The organism is Mycolicibacterium madagascariense, assembly GCF_010729665.1.
Taxonomy (GTDB): domain Bacteria; phylum Actinomycetota; class Actinomycetes; order Mycobacteriales; family Mycobacteriaceae; genus Mycobacterium; species Mycobacterium madagascariense.
In genome coordinates, this window is the sequence record NZ_AP022610.1 from 4,175,195 (window position 1) to 4,196,668 (window position 21,474).

Annotated in this window: 23 protein-coding genes; 10 read left to right on the forward strand and 13 right to left on the reverse strand. The window is 69.7% G+C overall.

The annotated features are described in order from the left end of the window. Positions 1–17: 17 nt before the first annotated feature. From G6N60_RS19690 to G6N60_RS19705, 4 genes are all read right to left on the reverse strand, one after another. Positions 18–914: an enoyl-CoA hydratase gene (locus tag G6N60_RS19690; RefSeq protein ID WP_163740419.1), complete on the reverse strand. Its 897-nt coding sequence runs from the start codon at positions 912–914 to the stop codon at positions 18–20. Between the two features lie 121 nt (positions 915–1,035). Further along, complete coding sequence (locus G6N60_RS19695; protein ID WP_163740421.1) at positions 1,036–2,181, reverse strand: thiolase family protein; 1,146 nt, start codon at positions 2,179–2,181, stop codon at positions 1,036–1,038. Next, entirely contained in the window at positions 2,178–2,609 is a 432-nt protein-coding gene (locus G6N60_RS19700; protein WP_179969713.1) for a Zn-ribbon domain-containing OB-fold protein, read from the reverse strand. The genes G6N60_RS19695 and G6N60_RS19700 overlap by 4 nt, the downstream gene beginning before the upstream one ends. A 75-nt stretch (positions 2,610–2,684) precedes the next feature. Then, positions 2,685–3,557: an ArgK/MeaB family GTPase gene (locus tag G6N60_RS19705; RefSeq protein ID WP_163740424.1), complete on the reverse strand. Its 873-nt coding sequence runs from the start codon at positions 3,555–3,557 to the stop codon at positions 2,685–2,687. A 130-nt stretch (positions 3,558–3,687) separates the two neighbouring features. On the opposite strand from G6N60_RS19705, the gene G6N60_RS19710 reads away from it, so the two are divergent. After that, positions 3,688–4,452: an SDR family NAD(P)-dependent oxidoreductase gene (locus tag G6N60_RS19710; RefSeq protein WP_163740426.1), complete on the forward strand. Its 765-nt coding sequence runs from the start codon at positions 3,688–3,690 to the stop codon at positions 4,450–4,452. Beyond that, entirely contained in the window at positions 4,449–5,207 is a 759-nt protein-coding gene (locus G6N60_RS19715) for an SDR family NAD(P)-dependent oxidoreductase (protein ID WP_163740428.1), read from the forward strand. The genes G6N60_RS19710 and G6N60_RS19715 overlap by 4 nt, the downstream gene beginning before the upstream one ends. A 55-nt stretch (positions 5,208–5,262) precedes the next feature. Here the strand turns inward: G6N60_RS19715 and G6N60_RS19720 are convergent, their stop codons facing one another. Genes G6N60_RS19720 through G6N60_RS19735 form a run of 4 tightly spaced genes read right to left on the reverse strand, consistent with a single transcriptional unit; the run spans position 5,263 to position 9,301 of the window. Then, positions 5,263–6,027, reverse strand: coding sequence for an enoyl-CoA hydratase/isomerase family protein (locus G6N60_RS19720; RefSeq protein WP_163740430.1), 765 nt, complete (start codon positions 6,025–6,027; stop codon positions 5,263–5,265). Position 6,028: 1 nt separating this feature from the next. Then, positions 6,029–7,117, reverse strand: a complete 1,089-nt coding sequence (locus G6N60_RS19725) for an acyl-CoA dehydrogenase family protein (protein ID WP_163740432.1) — start codon at positions 7,115–7,117, stop codon at positions 6,029–6,031. Further along, positions 7,104–7,919 carry an acyl-CoA dehydrogenase family protein gene (locus G6N60_RS19730; RefSeq protein WP_163740434.1) on the reverse strand — a complete coding sequence of 272 codons (816 nt, stop codon included), beginning with the start codon at positions 7,917–7,919 and terminating at the stop codon, positions 7,104–7,106. The genes G6N60_RS19725 and G6N60_RS19730 overlap by 14 nt, the downstream gene beginning before the upstream one ends. Continuing rightward, positions 7,904–9,301 (reverse strand): class I adenylate-forming enzyme family protein, encoded by a 1,398-nt coding sequence (locus G6N60_RS19735; RefSeq protein WP_163740436.1) that lies wholly within the window; start codon positions 9,299–9,301, stop codon positions 7,904–7,906. The genes G6N60_RS19730 and G6N60_RS19735 overlap by 16 nt, the downstream gene beginning before the upstream one ends. Positions 9,302–9,401: 100 nt before the next feature. Between G6N60_RS19735 and G6N60_RS19740 the strand changes: the two genes are divergently transcribed. Next, positions 9,402–9,710 carry a 2Fe-2S iron-sulfur cluster-binding protein gene (locus G6N60_RS19740; protein ID WP_163740438.1) on the forward strand — a complete coding sequence of 103 codons (309 nt, stop codon included), beginning with the start codon at positions 9,402–9,404 and terminating at the stop codon, positions 9,708–9,710. On the opposite strand, the gene G6N60_RS19745 is transcribed toward G6N60_RS19740, so the two are convergent. The 4 genes from G6N60_RS19745 to G6N60_RS19760 are packed head-to-tail and all read right to left on the reverse strand — an operon-like array spanning position 9,698 to position 13,762. Next, positions 9,698–10,756 (reverse strand): CaiB/BaiF CoA transferase family protein, encoded by a 1,059-nt coding sequence (locus G6N60_RS19745; RefSeq protein ID WP_163744240.1) that lies wholly within the window; start codon positions 10,754–10,756, stop codon positions 9,698–9,700. The genes G6N60_RS19740 and G6N60_RS19745 overlap by 13 nt on opposite strands. Positions 10,757–10,785: 29 nt before the next feature. Continuing rightward, positions 10,786–11,778, reverse strand: coding sequence for an LLM class F420-dependent oxidoreductase (locus G6N60_RS19750; protein WP_163740440.1), 993 nt, complete (start codon positions 11,776–11,778; stop codon positions 10,786–10,788). Further along, the gene (locus tag G6N60_RS19755) at positions 11,775–12,173 is read right to left on the reverse strand and encodes a cobalamin B12-binding domain-containing protein (protein WP_163740443.1); all 399 of its coding nucleotides are present in this window, start codon (positions 12,171–12,173) and stop codon (positions 11,775–11,777) included. The genes G6N60_RS19750 and G6N60_RS19755 overlap by 4 nt, the downstream gene beginning before the upstream one ends. Continuing rightward, the gene (locus G6N60_RS19760) at positions 12,173–13,762 is read right to left on the reverse strand and encodes a methylmalonyl-CoA mutase family protein (RefSeq protein ID WP_163740445.1); all 1,590 of its coding nucleotides are present in this window, start codon (positions 13,760–13,762) and stop codon (positions 12,173–12,175) included. The genes G6N60_RS19755 and G6N60_RS19760 overlap by 1 nt, the downstream gene beginning before the upstream one ends. Before the next feature lie 217 nt (positions 13,763–13,979). Between G6N60_RS19760 and G6N60_RS19765 the strand changes: the two genes are divergently transcribed. The 4 genes from G6N60_RS19765 (at position 13,980) to G6N60_RS19780 (ending at position 17,394) form a co-directional block, all read left to right on the forward strand. Continuing rightward, entirely contained in the window at positions 13,980–14,831 is an 852-nt protein-coding gene (locus G6N60_RS19765; RefSeq protein ID WP_163740447.1) for an SDR family oxidoreductase, read from the forward strand. Continuing rightward, complete coding sequence (locus tag G6N60_RS19770; RefSeq protein ID WP_163740449.1) at positions 14,828–16,327, forward strand: class I adenylate-forming enzyme family protein; 1,500 nt, start codon at positions 14,828–14,830, stop codon at positions 16,325–16,327. The genes G6N60_RS19765 and G6N60_RS19770 overlap by 4 nt, the downstream gene beginning before the upstream one ends. Then, positions 16,324–16,626, forward strand: coding sequence for a hypothetical protein (locus G6N60_RS19775; protein WP_163740451.1), 303 nt, complete (start codon positions 16,324–16,326; stop codon positions 16,624–16,626). The genes G6N60_RS19770 and G6N60_RS19775 overlap by 4 nt, the downstream gene beginning before the upstream one ends. A gap of 114 nt (positions 16,627–16,740) precedes the next feature. Continuing rightward, positions 16,741–17,394, forward strand: coding sequence for a DedA family protein (locus G6N60_RS19780; protein WP_163740453.1), 654 nt, complete (start codon positions 16,741–16,743; stop codon positions 17,392–17,394). Here the strand turns inward: G6N60_RS19780 and G6N60_RS19785 are convergent. After that, the gene (locus G6N60_RS19785; RefSeq protein ID WP_163740455.1) at positions 17,381–18,163 is read right to left on the reverse strand and encodes a FadR/GntR family transcriptional regulator; all 783 of its coding nucleotides are present in this window, start codon (positions 18,161–18,163) and stop codon (positions 17,381–17,383) included. The genes G6N60_RS19780 and G6N60_RS19785 overlap by 14 nt on opposite strands. A 59-nt stretch (positions 18,164–18,222) precedes the next feature. Here G6N60_RS19785 and G6N60_RS19790 point away from each other — a divergent pair, with 59 nt between their 5' ends. The 3 genes from G6N60_RS19790 to G6N60_RS19800 are packed head-to-tail and all read left to right on the forward strand — an operon-like array spanning position 18,223 to position 21,469. Beyond that, positions 18,223–19,353, forward strand: coding sequence for an acyl-CoA dehydrogenase family protein (locus tag G6N60_RS19790; RefSeq protein WP_179969805.1), 1,131 nt, complete (start codon positions 18,223–18,225; stop codon positions 19,351–19,353). Further along, positions 19,350–20,282, forward strand: a complete 933-nt coding sequence (locus G6N60_RS19795) for an acyl-CoA dehydrogenase family protein (protein ID WP_163740459.1) — start codon at positions 19,350–19,352, stop codon at positions 20,280–20,282. The genes G6N60_RS19790 and G6N60_RS19795 overlap by 4 nt, the downstream gene beginning before the upstream one ends. Next, positions 20,279–21,469, forward strand: a complete 1,191-nt coding sequence (locus G6N60_RS19800; RefSeq protein WP_163740461.1) for an acyl-CoA dehydrogenase family protein — start codon at positions 20,279–20,281, stop codon at positions 21,467–21,469. Before G6N60_RS19795 ends, G6N60_RS19800 begins: the two co-directional genes overlap by 4 nt. Positions 21,470–21,474: the final 5 nt, after the last annotated feature.

The window sequence follows — 21,474 nt, forward strand, 5'->3', positions numbered from 1 at the left end:
TTCGCGCCGTCTTGCGCCTACGGTTCGGTCTTGGCCGTCGGCTGAACCGGCGGGGCCTCTCGCCAGTTGGGTAGGCCGTCGGTTTCGTTGGCGACGGGGAAGCCCCCGTTGTGCACCTGGACCCAGTGGCCGTGGTTGAGCTGGTGCATGGTGAAGCACGCGTTGAGGGAGTTGTAGAAGCCCTGGTTGTCCTGCGTCTGGTTGACCGACTCCTTGATCAGCAGCGCGGCCATCGTCGGCACCTTGGCGATGCGCCTGGCGAACTCCAGCGTCTTGTCTGCGAGTTCATCGGCCGGGAACACCTTGGACACCATGCCGAGCGCGTAGGCCTCCTCCACCGACAGCGAATCGCCAGTGAGCATGAGCTCCTTGGTCTTTCGCGCGCCGAACTCCCACGGGTGGGCGAAGTACTCGACACCGCACATGCCCAACCGCGTCCCGACGACGTCGGCGAAGGTGGTGTCGTCGGCGGCGACGATCAGGTCACACGCCCACATCAGCATCAGCGCGGCCGCATAGACGTCACCGTGCACCTGGGCGACGGTGATCTTGCGGAGATTGCGCCAGCGGCGGGTGTTCTCGAAGAAGTAGTGCCACTCCTGCAGCATGAGTTTCTCGGCGCCCGCGCGCGTCGCGCCGTTGACGCTGAAGCTCGGATGCTGGTCGGGCCCAGGCTGATACTCCGACATCATGGTCTTGGACCCGAGGTCGTGGCCGGAGGAGAACATCGGCCCGTTGCCACCGAGGATGACGACGCGGACCCTGTCGTCGGCCTCCGCCTCGAGGAAGGCCTCGTTCAATTCGACGAGCAGACCGCGCTGTTGGGCGTTGCGCTGGTCGGGGCGATTGAGCATGATCCTGGCGATCGTGCCCTCGTCGAGGGTCTCGTACGTGACGTAGCGGTAGTCGGCCATGTTCGGACTCTATTCCTCTGAGAAGGGCGTTACCGCCGGGGGTCGCGTCGCCCTCGCGAGCAGCCGCACACGTGCCGCGACACGCCGTATCAGGGGCATGTTCACGGCTGCTCGCGGGGTGTCAGAGCGACAGGAGGGTGGCCGACGCCGTGCCCGGCGCGCCGTAGACCTGGGCCAGGCCGACCCGGGGCGCACCCGGCACCTGGCGTTCACCGGCTTCGCCGCGCAGCTGGCGCACCAGCTCGTGCATCTGTCGCAGTCCCGATGCGCCGATGGGTTCGCCGTTGGCGATCAGGCCGCCGTCGGTGTTGACCGGTATCGAGCCGCCGATCTCGGTGGCGCCGTCGGCGATCAGCTTCTCCTGGTCGCCGTGGGCGCACAGTCCCGTCTCGGCCATGTGGATGACCTCGGCGCCGGCGTCGGTGTCCTGCAGCTGCGCGACGTCGACGTCCTCGGGTCCGATGCCGGCGATCTCGTAGGCGGCGCGCGCGGCGTACACCGTCGGCGAGAGATCCTCGTCGAGCGGCGCCGACGTGGCGTGGACCTCGTACGCGCCGAAGCGACGGGTGCGAATCTCGCTGGCGCGCACGAACACCGGCTTGTCGGTGTAGCGGTGCGCGATGTCGGCGCGGCACATGATCACCGCCGCCGCACCCTCGTCGGGCGCGCAGAACATGTACTGGCGCAACGGGTAGTTGAGCACCGGGGACGCCATGATCTCCTCGACCGAGATCTCCTTGCGGCGAAAGGCGTTGGGATTCTTCACGCCGTTGCGGAAGTTCTTGTTGGCCACCCGCGCCAGGGTCTCCTCGGAGATACCGTGCTGGTGCAGGTAGTGATTGGCCTTCATGCCGAAGAACTTGGTGGTGACGAACTGCCCGTTCTGCGCATACCACTGCGGCAGGGCGAGTTTGGCCGGGTCGTCGGTGAACGCACCGCGGGGGTGCTTGTCCAGGCCGACCGCGACGCCGATGTCGTACTTGCCCAGCCGGATGGTGTCGGCGGTCTGCTGGATGGCGCTGGCCGAGGTCGCGCAGGCGTTGAAGACGTTGGTGAAGGTGATGCCGGTGAGGCCGACGAGCCGCGTCACGGAGTCGGGGTTGGACACCTCGTAACTCCCGCCGAAGCCGAACTGCACGTCTTCCCAGGCGATTCCGGCATCGCCGAGCGCGGCGCGGATGGCCTGCGCGCCCATCTCCACGGCCGACGTGTCGAAGCGGCCGAACGGGTGGATGCCGACGCCGATGATGGCTACGTCATTGCTCATTGCGGGCTCCCTGTCTGAACCGGCTGGAACGCAAAGGTGACGATCTCGTTGCCCTCGGCGTCGGTGGCGAACGGGATGAACGTCAGCTCGACCTCCATTCCGAACGACAGCTTGGCCGGGTCGTTCTCCGTCAGCCGACCCTCGACGCGCACGACGTCGTCGAGTTGCACCAGGCCGACGCCGAACGGCACGAAGTCCTTGCCGGTGGGGCCGATGTAGGGTGCCCCGGGCGCGAAGCCCTGCGTCGTCCACGCGATCACGGTGCCCCGCCGCGGCAGCAGCACATCGCTCATCTGCGCCCTACTGCACTTGGGGCAGTGCGACTGCCGGGGGAACACCGTTGCCCCGCACGCGCCGCATCCGCTGCCGACGAGCCGAGCGTCCTCCTCCGGCCACGTCGAGATGCTGGCATCCATCGCCTTCTGCACACGGCCTCCTCAACGCGGGAAGAATACGTTGGCGAGATCGTACAACACGCTTTCCGCAAAGCGGTAAGCCCGTTCTCATCCGGGGTCGGGCCCGCCCAGCAGCGCCCTCGTCGCGGAGTAGACGTCGAGTTCGCCGTCGGCCACCCGCTTCGCCAGCCCGTCGAGACCGGGATGGACGCGCAGCGCGCTCTGCGCCAGTGAGAGCACCTGCGCGCGGGCCCGCGCGGCCCGTCGTTCGGGGTCGTCGGCACGCAGGTGGGCGTCGATGGCCTCGACGAGTTCGGCGATGCCCTCGTTGCGCGTGGCCACGATCTTGAGGATCGGCGCGCTGGTCTCGGCGTGCAGATCGCGCGCGGTTTGGTCGGCGCCGTCGCGGTCGGCCTTGTTGATCGCGACGATGTCGGCGACCTCCAGAAGCCCGGCCTTGGCCGCCTGGATGGCATCGCCGGCACCGGGATTGAGCACGACGACGGCAGGATCCGCGACGGCCGCGATCTCGATCTCGGACTGTCCGACCCCGACGGTCTCGATGAGGACGACGTCGTAGGACAGCGCGCCGAGCACCCGGATCGCGGCGGGCACGCCCTCGGCCAGGCCACCGAGATGGCCGCGGGTCGCGACCGACCGGATCAGCACGTCGGGGTCGTCGACGTGCGCGGCCATCCGGATGCGATCACCGAGGAGCGCGCCGCCGCTGTACGGCGACGAAGGATCCACCGCCAGCACGGCCACCCGTTTGCCCTGTCCGCGGTAGGCCGCCACCAGCACGGCGATCGTCGTCGACTTGCCCGCCCCCGGCGGACCCGTGATGCCGATCGTGCGCACCGGGTGGTGGCCGACGACCGCGAGAACCTCGCTGCGCCGGTCACTCTCGATCAGGCTCAGCAGCCGACCCACCGCGCGAGTCGATCCGTTGCGCGCCGCGGCGACGAGCTCCTCGATGGTCATCGACTGATCAGCTCCTCGCGTCGCGGCGACTGTATCCCCGCATCGGGACCACGGCTGGACCTTCCGACGACCGCTGCGGAGAATGTTATTCTCCAGATCCGAGAGGAATAGTCGCACGAAGGGGAGCTACGTGGATATCGAGGGCAATTCCGCCATCGTCGTCGGCGGTGCCGGCGGATTGGGCGAGGCGACCGTGCGCCGCCTGCACGCCGCGGGCGCCAAGGTCGTCGTCGCCGACATGGCCGACGACAAGGGCAAGGCCCTCGAGAGCGAGCTGGGCGTCCGCTACGTCCAAACCGACGCCACGTCCGAGGAATCGGTGCAGGCGGCCATCGCCGAGGCGGTAGCCCTTGGGCCACTGCGCATCTCGGTGGACACGCACGGTGGGCCTGCCAGCGGTGGCCGCCTCGTCGGCAAGGACGGCTCCGCGCTGGCGCTCGACGGGTTCAAGACCACGATCGAGTTCTACCTGACGGCCGTCTTCAACGTCATGCGGCTGTCCGCGGCGGCGATCGCACAGTCCGACCCCCTGGAGGAGGGCGGTCGCGGCGTCATCGTCAACACCGCGTCGATCGCCGGCTACGAGGGCCAGGTCGGCCAGCTTCCCTACGCGGCCGCCAAGGGTGGCGTGTTGGGCATGACGCTGGTCGCCGCGCGCGACCTGTCGCCGCTCGGCATCCGCGTGGTGACCATCGCCCCCGGCACCATCAACACGCCCGCCTACGGCAAGGCCGCCGACCAGCTCGAGCAGTATTGGGGCCCGCAGGTGCCGTTCCCCAAGCGCATGGGCCGCTCCACCGAGTACGCCCAGCTGGCGCAGAGCATCATCGAGAACGACTACCTCAACGGCGAGATCATCCGCCTGGACGGTGCCCTGCGCTTCCCACCCAGATGACGGCGCTCGACGGCAAGGTCGCGTTCGTCGCCGGGGCCAGCCGCGGCATCGGCGCGACGGTCGCCGAGGCGCTTGCCGCCGCGGGGGCCGCCGTCGTCGTCGCGGCGCGCTCCGAACGGCAGGGCAGGCTGCCCGGCACCATCGGCGCGGTGGCCGACCGGATCGTCGCCGCGGGCGGCCGGGCGCTGCCCGTCGCGTGCGACGTCACCAGCGAAGCGTCGGTGAACCACGCGGTCGACGCCGCGGTCACCGAATTCGGCGGCATCGACGTGCTCGTCGCCAATGCGGGCGTATTGTGGCTCGGCGCAATCGAATCCACGCCGCTGAAGCGATGGCAGCTGTGTCTCGACGTCAACCTCACGGGCGTCTTCCTCGTCACCAGGGCCGTCATCCCGCACGTGCGCGCCCGCGGCGGCGGCTCGCTGATCGCCGTGACGACCACCGGCGTGACGATGGTCGACCACGGAGCCAACGCCTACTGGGTGTCCAAGGCCGCCGCCGAACGGCTCTACCTCGGACTGGCGGCCGACCTGCGACCGGACAACGTCGCCGTCAACTGCCTGAGCCCGTCGCGGGTGGTGCTGACCGAGGGCTGGCAGGCCAGTGGCGGTGGCGTCGAGATCCCCCCCGACATGGTCGAGCCGCCCGAGGCGATGGCGAACGCGGCGGTGTGGTTGGCCCGGCAGGACGCGACGGGCGTCACGGGCACCGTTCAGCGCTCCGAATCCCTCGATCTCTCCGGCGAGCAGACGTAAAGGGCCCTGAATTGCCGTCATTGAGGGCCATTTGCGTCTGTTCGCGGGGAAGAAGTCAGCGCTTGGCCACCAGGCCGTCGACGATCCGGTTGAAGTCCGGCGTGCCGAACGACACGTACTCCGCGAGATTGGCGTAGTCCAGCGACGCCATGACGTTCTTCTCCAGCTGAATGTTCATCAGCCGCTTGGTGGCCTCGACGGCCTGCTGCGGCAGGGCCATCATCTTCTTCGCGCACGCGATGGCCTCGGCGAGCGGATCGGCGACGACGTGGTTGGCCAACCCCAGCTCGACGGCCCGATGCGCCTTGATCCGAACGCCGGTCAGCGCGAACTCCTTGGCCTGCAACAGGCTGATCTGCGACGGCCACACCAGCGGGCCGCCGTCGGCGGCGACCAGACCGATCTGCACGTGCGGGTCGGCGAAGTGCGCGGTCTCGGCGATGTAGACCACGTCTGAGAGCGCAGCGAGGCTGCAGCCCAACCCGACCGCGGGACCATTGACCGCGGCGATCACCGGGATGCGGCAGCGCACCATCCCGATGACGAGTTCCCTGCCGTGCTTGATCGTCTTCTGCCGCAACGCCTCGTCGTGCCGCAGCTCGTCGAGGTAGGTGAAGTCCCCGCCCGCCGAGAACGCCCGGCCCGCACCGGTGATCACGGCGGCGCGCGCATCGGCGTCCTCGTCGAGCGCGGCCCAGATCGTGGCCAGCCCGACGTGCAGGGCATCGTTGACGGCATTCAGCGCATCGGGTCGGTTGAGGGTGATGATCCGCAGACCGCCCTCGGCCCTGACGTCGATTTCGGCTGGCATGTCATACATTTCAGGCCCCCAGTCCCAGGATCCGCTGCGCGATGATGTTCTTCTGAATTTGGCTGGTGCCGCCCATGACGCTCTGGGCGCGGCTGTACATGTAGGCCTCGAACAGGTCTTTGTCACCGGTGCCCGCGGTGGCGAGCGCGGCGTGCCCGACGGACTGCTCGACCCACGTCATCAACAACTTGTCCAACGACCCCTGCGGTCCGTGCACGAGTCCGTCGAGTTGTTCGGACAGTCGCCGCCGCACGTGCAACCGCAGCATCTCGGTCTGCACCCACGCCCATGACAACTCCTCCGGTGGGGGTCCGTCGACGCGAGCCGCCAACTGCCGCACCAGCTTTCCGTACCGGGCCGAGAAGCCCAGCGTCGACGGCTCGCGTTCGTGGCTGACCACCGTCATCGCCAGCTTCCAGCCGTCGCCGGGCGCCCCGACCATGTGATCGGCCGGCACCCGCGCCCCGTCGAACTCGACCTGGCCGAATTCCTTGGTGACCCCGCTGATCATCTTCAGCGGCCGCTGCACGACGCCGTCCTGATGCATGGGCACGATGAACGCCGAGATCCCCCTGTGCTTGGGCACGTCCCTGTCGGTGCGCGCCAACAGCAGACACCAGTCGGCGACGTCGGAGTAACTCGTCCAGATCTTGTGGCCGTGGATCACGTACGCGTCCCCGTCGCGGACGGCCGTCGTCGTCAGCGACGCCAGATCGGACCCGGCGCCGGGCTCGCTGAACCCCTGACACCAGCGTTCGGTCCCGTTGATCATGCCGGGCAGGAACTTCTGTGCGAGGGCCGCGTCACCGTGGTGGCTGAGGCCGACGACGAGATACCCGAGGCTGGGCCGAGCGGGGGCGCCCGCCTTGGCGATCTCCTCGTCGACGATGACGTCGTACACCGGTGGAAGATCCTGTCCCCCATAGGCCTTGGGCCACGACGTGCCGAAGAAGCCGGCGGCGTAGAGCGCCTGGTGCCACTCCCCCGCCTTCGCCCAGTACTCGTCACCGGAGGTGGGGAACCGGCCCTTCTGTTCGAGCAGCCAGCCGCGCAGTCTGCTGCGGAAGTCGGCTTCCTCTGGAGAATCACGAAAGTCCAATGGTCAACTCCTCCAACGTGACCGGCCACGCCTCGGTGGCCGCGAGCACCCGGCGCAGGTACACGTGCGCGAGGCATTCCCAGGTATTGCCGATGCCACCGTGCACCTGAATCGACGTCTCGCACACCGTCCGGGCCGACCTGGCGCAGTAGATCTTCGCGATGCGGGCGGCCTCGACGGCCTCGGCGGGCGGCAGCTCGTCGACGGCCCACGCGGCGTGCCGCAGCACGCTGACGCACCCTTCGACGAGCGCGAGACCTTCGGCCAGCAGGTGTCGCACCGCCTGATAGGAGCCGATCGAGGCGCCGTACTGCTCGCGTATCTTGGCGTACTCGGTGGCCAGGGTCAGCGTGCCGCGAGCGGCGCCGACGACGTCTGCCGTCGTCGCGGTCAGCGCGAGCGCATACCAGCGCGCGGCGTCGTCGTGGGACAGCTCCGTCAGCTCGGCGGGTGACTCGACCACTCCGGCAAGGCTTCTGGTCAGGTCGACCGACTGCGGCTCCACGTCGGGCGCGGCCACCGCGCGACCGAGGCGACGGGTCAGGTCGTCGTGCAGGACGGGCCCGAGGAAGGGCACGTCGACGAGCCCGCGGGCGAATTCCTCGGCGACGAGGGCGACGTCGACGCCCGACGCGTCGTCGGAGCGCAGCGACCGCCAGCCCGTCGAGTCGACGGTCTTCTCCAGACGCGCCAAGCGCCCGTCGTCGTCGAGATCGGCGACCGATCCCGGCCCGAGGTCGTCGGCCAGTTTGGCCGCGGCCTCGCGCAGTTGTCGTTGTTCGGAGGTCAGACGGACGTCCACAGTCGCTCCTTGAGCACTCGGCGCAACACCTTTCCGGAAGGCAGACGGGGGATTTCGGGGACGAACACCACGTGGCTCGGCCTCTTGTAGGTGGCCAGCCGGTCGGCGACGAGGCCGATGAGTTCCTCGGCCGCCACCCCGCTGCGGCAAGCGACCGCCGCGACGATGGCCTCGCCGTCGGCATGGTCCGGCACCCCGAACACCGCGCAGTCGGCGACCGCCGGGTGCCCGTGCAGCACCGCCTCGATCTCGGCAGGCGCCACCTGGAACCCGCGGACCTTGATCATCTCCTTCGCGCGGTCGGTGATGCGGAGCCAGCCCTCGTCGTCGAGGTGGCCGACGTCGCCCGTGCGGTACCACCCGTCGTCGAACGCGTCCCCCGTCGCCTCTTCGGGCAGATATCCCGCCATCGCCGACGCGGACCGGACCTGAACTTCACCGGAAGCGTTGGCGGCCAACGGTCGTCCGTCGTCGAGGGACACGACGCGGATCTCGACACCGGGCACGGCGCGGCCCACGGTGTCCAGATGGCTGCCGTCCAGCGCGGTGCACGCGATCACCGGCAGCTCACTGGCGCCGTACGCACTCGCCCACCTCACCCCCGACCGCCGCGTCACCTCGGCGGCGACGCTCTGGGTCACCGGCGTGGCGCACCACATGACGTACCGCAGCGAGGACAGGTCGTAGGACTCCAGGGACGGGTGCGCGGCCAGCGCCAGTGCGATCGGCGCGACGGCCATCTCGATGGTGATGCGATCGGATTCCACGTGGCGCAGCATCTTCTCGACGTCGAAGCGGGGGTGCAGCCGCACCCAGGCACCGGCGTCGAGCGCGGTGGCGATGTTGAGCAGGCCGAGGATGTGCGACGGCGGGGTCATGATTTGCAAGCGGTCACTCGACGAGAGTGCCAGCGCCGCACGCCAATGCGTGATCGCCGTCGCGAATGCGCCGTGGGTGTGCCTGACCGCCTTCGGCATTCCCGTCGTACCGGAGCTGAACACGAACACCGCGTCGGCGGCCGGATCGACGGGCGCGAACTCCCGACGGCCGGGGGTGACGGGCTCGTCGAGGTGCAGCATCGGCATCGACTCGGCGAGGACCGGGCTGTCCCCGACCGCGTGCGTCGGTGCCGTCAACGCCAGCGCGTGCTCGACCTCGGCGCGCTTCCACGCCGTACTCACCAGGACGACCGCGGCCCCGAGCGCCCAGATGGCGTGTACCGCAACGACGAACTCCGGCCGGTTCGACGAGCCGAGGGCGACGCGGCCACCCGCACGCACACCGCGGTGTTCGAGCGCGGTCGCCATGCCGCTGATCAGTGCGTCGAGTTCGGCCCGCGTGTACTGCCGGTCGTCGAAGGCGAGGACGGGTACGTCAGTCATGACACCGAACCCCCGCCTTCCCTCGACCGGTTGAGAATATCCTATCGCTTATGGAGAATAGTATTCTCTTCAAGACAGAATGCCTATGCCAGGAGATTCGATGACCGCCGCACCCCGTCCGACCACCGAGGCCGGCGCCGACGTGACGATTCTCCTCGACCGCGCGACGACGACCGTCCCGCGCCGCGCCGGGGAGACCATCCTGGAGACCGCGCGTCGGGCCGGTCTGACGCCGCCGTTCTCCTGCGAGGCGGGCAACTGCGGCACGTGCATGGCCAAGCTCACCGAGGGTACCGCGACGATGCGCGTCAACGACGCCCTGATGGACGATGAGGTCGACGAGGGTTACGTGCTGACCTGCCAAGCGGTTCCGGATGCGGGGAACGTGGTCGTCGACTACGAGGACTGAACCTCCGCGGCGAGGGAGTGCTCGCCGAGCGACGGCGGCGCCCCGTAGGCGGGCCGGGCGCCGACGACGCGGATCGAGCTGCGCACCAGCCGGTAGTCCCCTGCCGACACCACGACCTCCGGGGTGTCGGCCAGCGCCTCGGGCAGCGTCCGCACCGCGGCCGCCGGGATGCCGAGCGGACGCAACCGCGCCTCCCACCCCAGCGCGGTGTCCCCGGCCAGCACCGCCGACACCGTCGCGAGCACGTCGTCGCGGTGGGCGGCCCGCTCGGCCATCGTCGGCCAGCCGGTGACGCCCGCCTCGGCGCAGAACGACCGCCAGAACCCGTCGTGGGTGATGAACAGCGCCAGATACCCGTCTCCGGTCGAAAACAGTTGCGCAGGAACGTAATACGAGTGCGCGCCGTTCGGGTAGCGCCGCGGCTCGACGCCGTCGTTGAGGTAGGCCGACGCCCGGTAGTTCAACTGCGAGAGCATGACGTCGCGCAGCGAGACGTCGACTTGACCACCGCGGCCGGAGACGATCATCGCCAACAGCCCGATGGCCGCGGTCAATCCGGTCGAGTTGTCGGCCGACGAGTACCCCGGAAGCGTCGGCGCCGCGTCGGGATCGCCCGTCAGCGCGGCGATTCCGGTGGCCGCCTGGATGACGTAGTCGAACGCGGGGTCATCGCCGGCCTCCAGGCCGTATCCCGTCAGCGCCACGCAGACGATCTTCTCGTTGTGCTTCCGCAGCGCCTGATAGGTCAGGCCGAGCCGGTGGATGCCCGACGGCTTCAGGTTCACCAGCAGCGCGTGTGACTGCGCCACCAGCTCGCCGAGCCGACGCTGACCCTCCGGCGTCGCGAGTTCCATTACCACACTGCGCTTTCCGCGGTTCAGGCTCGCGAAGTAGCTGGCGCTGACCTGTCGGGAGATGTCGCCGCCGGGTGGCTCGATCTTCGTCACCTCGGCGCCGAGATCGGCCAACATCATGGTGGCGTACGGCCCCGCCAGCATGTGCCCGACCTCGAGGACGCGGATCCCCGCCAGCGGACCGGCGGGCAGCAGCGGAGCGACCGGGGGCTCCGGCCGGGTCACCGCACCGCCTTGGCGAGCTCCCCGATGATCTCCCGCGTCCGGTACTTCGAGGCGATGAGCTCGTCGCGGGTGTCGCCGATCGGCAGCAGCCGCACCGACAGATCCGTCACCCCCGCATCGGCGAAACCCCGGAAACGCCGCAGGATCGATTCGACGTCACCCGCGGCCAGGAGGTCCCCGACGTTGCGGGCATCGCCGCGGTCGAGCAGCTTCTGGTAGTTCGGCGACGTCTCCGCTTCGGCGAGAATGCGATTGGCGCGCTCCTTGGCAGCGTCGATCTCGGAGTTGGCGCACAGGCAGACCGGGATGCCCGCCACGATGCGCGGCGCCGGCCGTCCCGCGTCGGCGGCGGCCTTGGTGATGCGCGGTGCGATGTGCTCGCCGATGGCGCGCTCGTCGGCCATCCACAGCACGGTGCCGTCGGCGTGCTCGCCGGCCAGCTTGAGCATGACCGGACCGAGCGCGGCCACCAGGATCGGCAGCGGCGCCACCGGCGGCAGGTCCAGCGGATTGTGCACGGTGAAGCTGTCGTTCTCCACGTCGATCATGATTTCCCGGGTCGCTCCGCTCCTGCCCTCCGAGGGTCCCGGGTTCCCCAGCGCAACGTGCAGCACCTCCAGGTAATCGCGCGTGTAGGCCGCCGGCTTCTCATAGGGCAGGCCCAGCATGTCCTCGATGATCCAGTGGTGCGACGGTCCGACCCCGAGCGCCAATCGGCCGTTCGCGACGGCGTGCACCGACAACGCCTGACGGGCCAGCGCGATGGGATGCTGTGCCTGCAGGGGCACCACGGCCGTGCCGAGTTCGATCCGCGACGTGTGCGCGGCCATCAGCGCGACCATCGTCAGGCAGTCGAAGTCGTTGGGCACCTGCGGCATCCACGCGGTGTCCAGCCCGGCCGACTCGGCCCACTCGACGTCCTTGACCAGCTTGGCGACCTTCTTGGCCGAGTCCCCGCGCTCGGCCCCGATCATCACGCCGAGTCTCATGCGTCCACCTCGTCCGTCAGCGCCCGTACCCCGGTCACCAGGTCCTCCAGCGGCGTGCCCGTCGGAAAGACCGCGGCCGCACCGACGTTCAGCAGTTTCGCCACGTCGGCCTGCGGGATGGTGCCCCCCACCACCACGGCGATGTCACCCGCGTCGGCGGCGCGCAGGGCGTCCACCACGCGAGCCGTCAGGGCGACGTGGGCGCCGGACAGAATCGAAAGACCCACGAGACTGACGTCTTCCTGCAGGGCGATCGAGACGATGTCCTCGATGCGCTGGCGGATGCCGGTGTAGACGACCTCGAAGCCCGCGTCGCGCAGGGTGCGGGCGACGATCTTGGCGCCGCGGTCGTGACCGTCGAGGCCGGGCTTGGCCACCAGCACGCGCGTGCCCATCAGAACACCACCGGCTGCTGGAATTCGCCCCACACGGCCTTCAGGGCACTGACCATCTCCCCCACGGTGCAGTAGGCGTTGGCGCAGTCGATCAGTCGGTGCATCAGGTTCTCGTCCCCCTCCGCCGCCGAGGACAGCGCCGCCAGACTCTCCTCGACCGCCAGGTCGTTGCGGTCGGCCTTCACCCTGGCCAGGCGTTTCAGTTGGACGTCACGGCCCTCGGCGTTCAGCTCGTAGGTGTCGATGTCGGGTGCCGGTTCGTCGGTGACGAACCTGTTGACGCCGACGACGGGGCGCTCGCCGGACTCCACCTCGTGGTGGATCTTGAAGGCCTCGTCGGCGATCAGGCCCTGCAGGTAGCCGTCCTCGATCGCGGCGACCATGCCGCCGTGCGCGTCGAGGTCGTCCATGATCTCGACGATCCTGGCCTCGGTCGCGTCGGTGAGCGCCTCGACGAAGTACGAGCCGCCGAGCGGGTCGGCCACCTTGGTCACGCCGGTCTCGTAGGCGAGGATCTGCTGGGTGCGCAGCGCGAGCGTGGCGGACTCCTCGCTCGGCAGCGCGAAGGGCTCGTCCCACGCCGCGGTGAACATCGACTGCACGCCCCCGAGGACGGCGGCCATGGATTCATACGCCACGCGCACCAGGTTGTTCTGGGCCTGTGGCGCATACAGGGACGCACCGCCGGCGACGCAGCCGAAGCGGAACATCGACGCCTTGTCGGTCGCGGCGCCGTAGCGCTCGCGCACGATCGTCGCCCAGCGGCGTCGGCCCGCCCGGTACTTGGCGATCTCCTCGAAGAAGTCGCCGTGGGTGTAGAAGAAGAACGAGATCTGCGGTGCGAACTCGTCGATGGTCATCCTGCCGCGCTCGACGACGGTGTCGCAGTAGGTCACTCCGTCGGCGAGGGTGAAGGCCATCTCCTGCACCGCATTGGCGCCGGCATCGCGAAAGTGCGCGCCCGCCACGGAGATTGCGTTGAACCGCGGCACCTCGGCCGCACAGAACTCGATGGTGTCGGCGATCAGCCGCAGCGACGGCTCGGGCGGCCAGATCCACGTGCCGCGCGACGCGTACTCCTTGAGGATGTCGTTCTGAATGGTGCCCCTGAGCTTCTCCCGCGGTACGCCCTTCTTCTCGGCGGCCGCGACGTAAAAGGCCAGCAGGATCGCCGCGGTGCCGTTGATGGTGAAGCTGGTGCTGATCTGGTCCAGCGCGATGCCGTCGAAGAGGATCTCGGCGTCGGCGAGCGTGTCGACGGCCACGCCGACGCGACCGACCTCGTCGCCGTACTCGGCGTCGTCGGAGTCATACCCGCACTGGGTCGGCAGATCGAGTGCGACCGACAGGCCGGTGCCGCCCTGGCCCAGCAGGTAGCGGTAGCGCTGGTTGGATTCCTCAGCGGTGCCGAAGCCAGAGTACTGCCGGAACGTCCAGGTCTTGCCGCGGTAACCGGAGGCGAAGTTGCCGCGCGTGAACGGGTAGTGGCCGGGCGGCGGCGGTTCGGTCGCGCGGTCGCCCGGTCCGTACACCGGCTCCAACGGTATGCCCGAGGGGGTCTGCACCCGCGTTGTGACGTCGTCGCTCATCGAGGATAACGTACTTGCTGAAAATGAGAATGCCAATACCGCTTAATGGAAATCGACAACGGGTTCCACGTCCCGCAGCATGTCACCCGCGGTGCCTCCGGCCGCGCCGTCGACGCTCGCCAGGCCGGTTCGGCGATGTGCGAGCATGACACTTGCATAAAAGGAGAATGGCCCTATCGTTCGACTACCATCGGGGCAGCAATCACGAGGAGAGACCATGGCAGGCCAGCAGCACCCGCTCGCCGACCGCACGCTGGTGGTGTCGGGCGGTAGCCGCGGCATCGGGCTCGCGATCGCCGTCGGGGCGGCCAGGCTCGGCGCCAATGCCGTCCTCCTGGCCAAGACGAGCGAGCCACACCCGAAGCTGCCCGGCACGGTGCACACCGCGGTCGCCGAGGTCGAGGCCGCCGGCGGCAAGGGCCTGGCGGTCGTGGGCGACGTCCGCAACGAAGAGGACGTGCAACGCGCGGTGGACGCGGCCGTCGAGCGCTTCGGTGGCATCGACGTCGTCGTCAACAACGCCAGCGCCATCGCCACGGACCCGACCGAACGGCTGTCGGCCAAGAAGTTCGGCCTGATGATGGACGTCAACGTCCGGGGCACGTTCCTGCTGACCAAGGCCGCGCTGCCGCACCTGCGAAACTCGCCCAACGCCCACGTCGTGACCCTGGCGCCGCCGCTCAACCTGACCCCGCGGTGGCTGGGCGCGCACCCGTCGTACACCCTGTCCAAGTACGGCATGACGCTGCTGTCACTGGGCTGGGCGGCCGAATATGCCGACGCCGGAATCGGATTCAGCTGCCTGTGGCCCCAGACTTACATCGCGACGTCGGCGGTGACGAACCTCGCCGACGGCGCCGCCCTCCTCTCGACGTCGCGCAGTCCGCAGATCATGGCCGACGCCGCGGTCGCCATCCTCACCAGATCGGCGGCCGAGGTCAACGGGAAGTGCCTCATCGACGCCGACGTCCTCGCCGAGTCCGGTGTCACCGACCTGGCGTCGCGCTACGGCGGCGGGGACCACCCCACGTGGGACATCTTCGTCGACGCTCCGGTGGTCGCATCGTGAGCATCTCGCTGCTGCTGGAGATGGCGGTGTCGGGCGAACCCGACAGGACGGCGGTGGTCTCCGGCGAGATGCGACTCACCGCAACGGAATTGAGCGCGCTCGCCGACGGCGGGGCCGGCGTGATCGCGGCCTCCGGCGCCCAGCACGTCGCCTACGTCGGCACGGGCGGGGCACTGCTGCCGCTGCTGCTGTTCTCCGCCGCGCGCGCCGCGGTGCCCCTGACGCCGCTGAACTACCGGCTCTCCGCCGACGGACTGCGCGCCCTGCTCGACCGGTTGCCCGATCCGCTCGTCGTCGTCGACGACGAGTACCGCGACGCCGTCGGAACCGGCTACCGCGTCATGGAGTCGGGCGAGTTCGTCGCCGCCGCGCGCACGGCCGATCCGGTCGCCGAGTTCGCCGACCCGGACGCGGTGGCGGTCGTGCTGTTCACCTCGGGCACCACGTCGAAGCCCAAGGCCGTCGAGCTGACGCACAACAACCTGACGAGCTACATCACCGGCACCGTGGAGTACGCGTCCGCCGAACCCGGTGACGCCGCGTTGATCTGCGTTCCGCCCTATCACATCGCCGGGGTGTCGGCCGCGCTGTCCAACCTCTATGCGGGCCGAAAGATGGTGTACCTGACCAATTTCGACGCCGGTGAGTGGGTCAGGCTGGTCGGCACCGAGAACGTCACCTCGGCCACGGTCGTGCCGACGATGCTCGACCGCATCGTCGGCGTGCTCGACGACACCAAGGCCACGCTGCCGTCGCTTCGGACACTGGCCTACGGCGGGTCGAAGGTGGCCCTGCCGCTGGTGCGGCGGGCGCTGTCCCTGCTGCCGGACGTCGGCTTCGTCAACGCCTACGGCCTCACCGAGACCAGCTCGACGATCGCCGTCCTCACCCCCGACGACCACCGCGCCGCGCTGGCCGCCACCGACGCCGCGGGCCTGCGCCGACTCGGGTCGGTCGGCCAACCCGTCCCGGGCATCGAGGTGCAGATCCGCGCGGAGGACGGCACCGTCCTCTCCCCCGGCGAGATCGGCGAGCTGTTCGTCCGGGGCGAACAGGTGTCGGGCCGCTACACCGACATCGGCTCGGTGCTCGACGACCAGGGCTGGTTTCCCACCCGCGACGTCGCCATGCTCGACGAGGACGGCTACCTCTTCCTCGGCGGACGCTCCGACGACACCATCATCCGCGGTGGCGAGAACATCGCCCCCGCCGAGATCGAGGACGTCCTCGTCGAACATCCGCACGTGCGCGACTGCGCCGTCGTCGGACCGGAGGACCCCGAATGGGGGCAGATCATCGTGGCCGTCGTGGTCCCCACCCCCGGCACCGAACCCGACGCCGAAGACCTGCGCGCCTACGTGCGCGCGCAGCTTCGCGGATCGCGCACGCCCGACCGCGTAGTGTTCCGCGACGAACTCCCCAGCAACGCCACCGGCAAGGTCCTGCGCCGGGAACTCGTCGCCGAGCTGAACGAATCGAGCAAGGAGTCAGCATGATCAAGAACGGCACCCGCCTGCAGAGCCAGGTCTGCGACACCCAGGTCATCGTCGTGCGCAGTGCCGACAGCCTCGACGACCTGCGCGCGGGCGGGGCTCCCATGGTGCCGGTCGGCTCCGACGCCGCCGCCGATCTGACGCTCGACCCCGCGCTCGCCGACGGCACCCTGATGGGCAAACGCTACGTCGACGACGCCGGCGCCGAGGTGCTCGTCACCAAGGCCGGCCAGGGCACGCTCAGCATCGGTGCCACCCCGCTGTCGATCAAGGAGGCCAAGCCGCTGCCCGCCAGCGACTAGCCCACGCCCCCGCCGAGACTGCGGGGAGATCGCGATCTTCCGCCGACGAGCGATCTGGCAGCAGTCTCGCCAGGGTTGGGCGCGCGGGCGAACCGCATCAGGCATCCTTGGCGCGTGAACGTCGACGCGCTGCTGCAGACCATCCCGCCCTTCGCGGTGTACGTGGTCGTCGGTCTGGTGATCGGGCTGGAGAGCCTCGGGGTCCCGCTGCCGGGTGAGATCGCGCTCGTCAGCGCGGCCCTGCTGGCGTCGCACCACACCCTCGCCATCGACCCGATCGGCGTCGGCGCCGCAGCAACCATCGGCGCCGTCGTCGGCGATTCGATTGGCTACACCATCGGCCGTCGCTACGGCATGACCCTCTTCGAACGTCTCGGCCGCCGCTTCCCCAACCACTTCGGGCCGGGGCACGTCGCGCTGGCCAAGCGCTTCTTCACGCGCTGGGGCATGTGGGCGGTGTTCTTCGGACGCTTCATCGCGCTGCTGCGGATCTTCGCGGGTCCGCTCGCGGGCGCACTCAAGATGCCGTACTCACACTTCCTGGCCGCCAACGCATCCGGTGGCCTGATCTGGGCGGGCGGCACCACCGCGATCGTCTACTACCTCGGCCTGGCCGCGGAGAAGTGGCTGTCGCGCTTCTCCTGGATCGGCCTGGTCCTCGCGGTCGTCGTCGGCGTGATCGTCACGCTGGTCATGCGCGACCGCACGTCCAAGGCCATCGCCGAGCTCTCCGACGAACACGACTGGGACTCGCTCAAGGAGTCCTGACGACGCGGCCCGTGCGTGCGGGCGTCGCGTTGACGACGTCGTCGGTGAAGCGCTGCAGCACCAGCGCCTGCGTGGCCTTGAGGTGTCGCCGGGTGATGTCGGCGGCCTCCTCGGCCCGGCCCGCGGCGATCACCTCGACGAGTCTGCGGTGCGTGCGCACCGCGGCCCGCGCGCCACTCGGCGACGGGTACTCCCCGCGCGTCGTGCGGATCGCCGCCCACTGCTGCTCCTGCGCCGACCACAGCGCAACGAGGCTGCGCACGACGTAGCGAATGGTGTCGTTCGGGGTGAACGCGACGACGAGGTCGTGGAACTCCCTGGCGATCCTGGTGAACGCGACACCGTCGGACACCGCGTCCGCCGAGGCGTCGACGTTGGCGGTCAGCGCGGGCACGACGGTGCGCTCGCGGTCCGCTCGCCGGGCCACCTCGGCCGCGCACATCGGCTCCAGCAGCAGCAATCCCCCGGCCAGATCGCCGAGCGTGACGCCCGAACCCTGGAGCAGCAACCCCAGGTGGTAGGCGCCGGTGGCCTGATCGGGCCGATGCACCTCGGCACCCCCGACACTGCCCCGCCGCACCGTCACCAGTCCCTCGGTCTCCAGGATGCGCAACGCCTCCCGCACCGAGGGGTAGCTGACGCCGAAGTCGTTCACCAGTTGGTCCTGCGTGGGCAGTCGGTCCGCGGCGCGGCCGGACAGGATGCGCTCGCGCAGCTCGGCCGCGACGGTCTCGGCGATGCGGCGCTGCGGGGTCCGTCCGGTAGGCACGAAATGAATACTAGCAATCCTTATAAGGATTGCTCTACGATCGTGGCGTGGACTTCGAGATGGGTCATGCGGCGACGGAGCTGCGCCACGAGCTGCGCGACCTGGTGAAATCGCATGTGCCAGAGGACTTCCTGGGTGCCTTCACGTCCGACCCCGCCGATCTCGAGGTCGCCCAGGGCTTCTGCCGCCTGCTGGCCGAGCGTGGCCTGCTGTGCATGTCGTGGCCCGAGGAGTTCGGCGGGCGCGGCTCGTCGGTCTGGGAGCAGACCGTGGTGCGCGAGGAGATGTGGGCCCACCACGAACCGCGCGGCGCGCAGTACATGGGCGTCAATTGGGTCGGGCCGACGCTGATGCGCCACGGCACGCCCGCCCAGCAGCGCACGCACCTGCCCCCGATCGCGCGCGGCGAGGTCATCTGGTGTCAGGGGTTCAGCGAGCCCGAGGCGGGTTCGGACCTGGCGTCGCTGCGCACGACCGCGACGCGCGACGGCGACGGCTGGCGCATCAGCGGCCAGAAGATTTGGACGTCCTACGCGACGATGGCGCAGTGGTGCTTCCTGCTGGCCAGAACGACGCGCGGCGGCAAGAAGCAGGCCGGCCTGACGATCTTCCTGGTGCCGATGGACGATCCCGCCATCACCGTGCGACCGATCGGCACGATGCTGGGCCCACACCATCTCAACGAGGTGTTCCTCGACGACCTGCGCGTCACCGAGGCCGACGTGCTCGGCACGGTCGACGACGGGTGGTCGATCGTCGCGGACGTGCTGTCCTTCGAGCGGCTCGGCATCGCGCGCTACGCCCGCTGCGAGCGGCTGCTGCAGCTGGCGCCCGATCAACTCGGCGAGCGGTGGGCCGAACTGCCCGCCGAACTGCGCGGCCGCTGGGCCCGCATGCTGACCCACTGCCGGCGCGCCCGGCTGCTCGCGTATCGGCTGGTGTCGCTGCAGAGCGAGGGGCGCGTCCGGCCCACCGACGTCGCCGCCTACCGCATCGCCGTCACCAAGCTCGACCAGGACAGCGCGGAGGTGTTGATGGAGATCGCGGCCGAGGCGCCCGAGGACGGCACGGAGCTCTTTCGCCGCGAGGTCGACGACCACTGGCGGTACTCGCAGGCCGCGACCGTCTCCTCGGGCAGCATCGAGATGCAGCGCATCCTGCTGTCGCGCGCCCTGCTGGCGGCGACGTGATCACCGATCTGGGCGCCGAGGCGACGGAGTTCGGGCGCCAGGCACGTCGGGCGTTCGAGGCCGCCGGGGGTGATGCGCTGGTGCAGCAGGCGCAAGCCGATCCGGCCGCCCGCGAGGCGCTCGTCGGCCCGGTCCTCGCCGGCCTCGGGGCATGGGAGCTCGAACCCCGCGGGGACGCCGACCAACTCGAGGCGGCGGCCGCGCTGTGCCGCAGCGCGGGCTACTGGGCCCTGCCCTACCCCGTCGCCGAACGCCTGTCCCGCACGGCTTCCGACGACGGGTTGCTCGTCGTCGCCGACACACGCCCGTCGGCCGCCGTCGCGGGAATCGAGATCGCCTGGGGCGCAGTGTCATTGGCGGGTCGTCGCAGCACCGCGGTCGCGAGCGGGGCGCCGGGCGCCGCCTTCGTCACGCGGCTCGACCTGACGCCTGCCGCCGGCGACGGCACCGCAGACCTTCCACTCGCGCTCCTACTGCCGTGCTGGACGCTGCTCGGAATGCTGGACCGGGCCATGGAACTCACCATCGCCCACGTGCGGATGCGCCAGCAGTTCGGTCAACCGCTGTCGGCCTTCCAGAGCGTCCAGTTCCAGCTGACCGACGGCGAAGTCGAGCGGGCGGGACTGGAGATGCTGGCCAAGTACACGACGTGGAGCGTGGCGCAGGGCAGCGACGACGCACTGAACGACGCGCTGGCACTGCGGATGGCCGCGCTGGAGGCAGCGGAGCTCGTCTTCAGGGTGACCCACCAGCTGCACGGGGCGATCGGCTTCTGCGACGAGACCACGCTGTCGTGGCTGTCGCGCTACAGCCAGCCGCTGCGACGGCTGCCGCTCGGGCTCTCGGCGACCCGGGCCCTGCTCACCGAAGGCGTTGGCGCCCAGGGGTTGACGGGCCTCTTCGGCGCGGCGCGCGAGGCCGTGTCGTGACGGACCTCGCCGCCTTTCGCGACCGCGTGCGCGCCTGGTGCGGGGAGCACGTCCCGGCCGACTGGCGCGACCAGCAGACCGGGGTGACCGACGACGAGTTCGTCGCCTTCCAGAAGGCGTGGTTCGCCGAACTGCACTCCGCGGGCTTCGCGGTGCCGCACTGGCCGCGCGAGTGGGGCGGCGGCCTGTCGGTGGCCGAGCAGATCGTCCTCTACCAGGAGCTCGCCGCCCACGATGCGCCACGACTGGTGCTGGCGTTCGTGGGCATCCACCACGCGGCGTCGACCCTGCTGGCCGCGGGCACCGAGGCGCAGCGCCGACGACACCTGCCGGCGATCCTCGACGGGGAGATCTGGGTGCAGGGCTTCTCCGAACCCGAGGCGGGCTCCGATCTCGCCTCGCTGCGCACGACCGCCCGCAGGATCGACGACGGATACCTCGTCAACGGCCAAAAGCTCTGGGCCAGTGGCGGACTCTACGCCGACTGGTGTCTGCTGCTGGCCCGCACCGACCCCACCGCGCCGAAGCGCAAGGGCATCTCCTACTTCCTGCTGGACATGACCTCGCCGGGCATCGACGTGCGCCCCATCCGCAACGCCGTCGGCGAATCCCACTTCTGCGAGGTGTTCCTCAACGACGTCGTCATTCCTCCCGATCACCTCATCGGCGCCGAGAACGCGGGGTGGCAGGTGGCCCAGTCGACCCTCGGCGCCGAGCGCGGCATGACGATGCTCGAACTGGCCGAGCGACTGCGCAACGTCGGCTTCCGCCGGCTGGTGGGCGAGTGCGCCCGCCCGCGGCCGGACGGGTCCCGCCCGCTCGACGACTCCGCGGTCACCGATCGGCTGGCCCAGTTCGAGATCGAGATCGAGGGCCTGCGGGCGCTGTGCCGCAACGTGGTCGAGGGTCATGACTCGGGTGCGGTGGGGCCCGCGGACCCGTCGATCGTCAAGCTCTTCTACAGCGAACTGCTGCAACGACTTACGGACTTCGCGACCGACGTCTCCGGCCCGCGGGCCCACACCGTGCTCGCCAAGCCGATGTCCAGCGGCTGGGAGTCCGGCGCGTGGGCGCTGGACTTCGTCGGGTCGTGGGAGTGGACGATTCCCGGTGGGAGCAGCGAGATCCAGCGCACCATCATCGGCGAGCGGGGCCTGGGGCTGCCGCGGGAACCGGTGGGCGCGTGAGCGAT